The sequence below is a fragment of the Streptomyces fuscigenes genome, from assembly GCF_021556455.1.
Taxonomy (GTDB): domain Bacteria; phylum Actinomycetota; class Actinomycetes; order Streptomycetales; family Streptomycetaceae; genus Streptomyces; species Streptomyces fuscigenes.
This window is the reverse complement of the sequence record NZ_JAKGCV010000760.1, coordinates 1-1,341: the sequence shown is the minus strand read 5'-3', so window position 1 is coordinate 1,341 and position 1,341 is coordinate 1. Positions and strand designations below refer to the sequence as shown.

1 protein-coding gene is annotated in these 1,341 nt (G+C 75.5%); it reads right to left on the bottom strand.

All coding sequences use genetic code 11. From position 1 onward, the window contains the following. Positions 1-17: 17 nt before the first annotated feature. Positions 18-1,341: MFS transporter (locus L1885_RS28390; protein WP_235800007.1), on the bottom strand; the 1,324-nt coding region annotated here is incomplete at its 5' end.

Below are 1,341 nucleotides of genomic sequence, written 5' to 3'. Positions count from 1 at the left end.
CTGCCCGGCCGCCGCGCTCAGGCGGCGAAGGGCGCGGGCAGCGGGTCGGCCGGGGCCGCGCGGCGCACCACCAGGGCCATCAGCGCGGCGATCGCGCACATCGCGCCCGCGCCGTACCAGACGACGTCGTACGAGCCGAAGACGTCGCGCGCCACGCCGCCCGCCCAGGCCACCACCGCGGCGCCGACCTGGTGCGCGGCGAGGACCCAGCCGAAGACGATCGAGCTGTTCTCGCCGAAGTGCTCGCGGCACAGGGCGAGCGTGGGCGGCACCGTCGCCACCCAGTCCAGGCCGTAGAAGACGATGAAGAACAGCATCGTCGGGTGGAGGGACGGCCCGAGCAGCATCGGCAGGAACATCAGCGAGACCCCGCGCAGCGCGTAGTAGACGGCCAGCAGGCGCCGCGCGTCGAGGCGGTCGGTGAACCAGCCGGACGCGATCGTGCCGACGACGTCGAACACGCCGATCACCGCGAGCAGCGAGGCCGCGGTCGTCACCGGCAGCCCGTGATCGTGCGCGGCGGGCACGAAGTGGGTCTTCACCAGGCCGTTCGTGGAGGCGCCGCAGACCGCGAAGGACCCCGCGAGGAGCCAGAACGGGCCCGTGCGGGCCGCCGAGGCCAGCGCGCCCAGGGCCCGGCGCGCCGCGCCCGTCACCGGCGGCGGCTTCTCCTCGAACGCGGGGGCGCCGTAGGGCGCCTGGCCGACGTCCGCCGGGTGGTCGCGCATCAGCAGCAGGACGAGCGGGACGACCACCGCCGCCGACAGCCCCACCGTGATCGCGGCGGGCCGCCACCCGTGGTGTGTGACCAGCCACGACAGCACCGGCAGGAACACCAGCTGGCCGGAGGCGCTCGCCGCCGTCAGGATGCCGGTCACCAGGCCGCGCCGCGCGACGAACCACCTGCTCGTGACCGTCGCCGCGAAGGCCAGCGCCATGGACCCGCTGCCGAGGCCGACCAGTACGCCCCAGTACAGGACGATTTGCCACACCGCGTGCATCCCCACGGTCAGCAGCGAGCCGGCCGAGATGACGGCGAGCGCCGCCGCGACCACCTTGCGGATGCCGAAGCGGTCCATCAGCGACGCCGCGAACGGCGCCGTCAGGCCGTACAGGGCGAGGTTGACGGACACGGCGGCGCCGATGGTGCCCCGGGACCAGCCGAACTCCCCGTGCAGCGGGTCGATCAGCAGGCCGGGCAGGGACATGAAGGCGGCCGCGCCGACGATCGTCACGAAGGTCACCGCCGCTACGAACCAGGCCCGGTGCAGGCGCGGCGCGCGCGGCGGGCGGGGCCCGGCGACGGCGGGGTCGGGGGCCGCCGCCGCCCCGCCGTCGCCG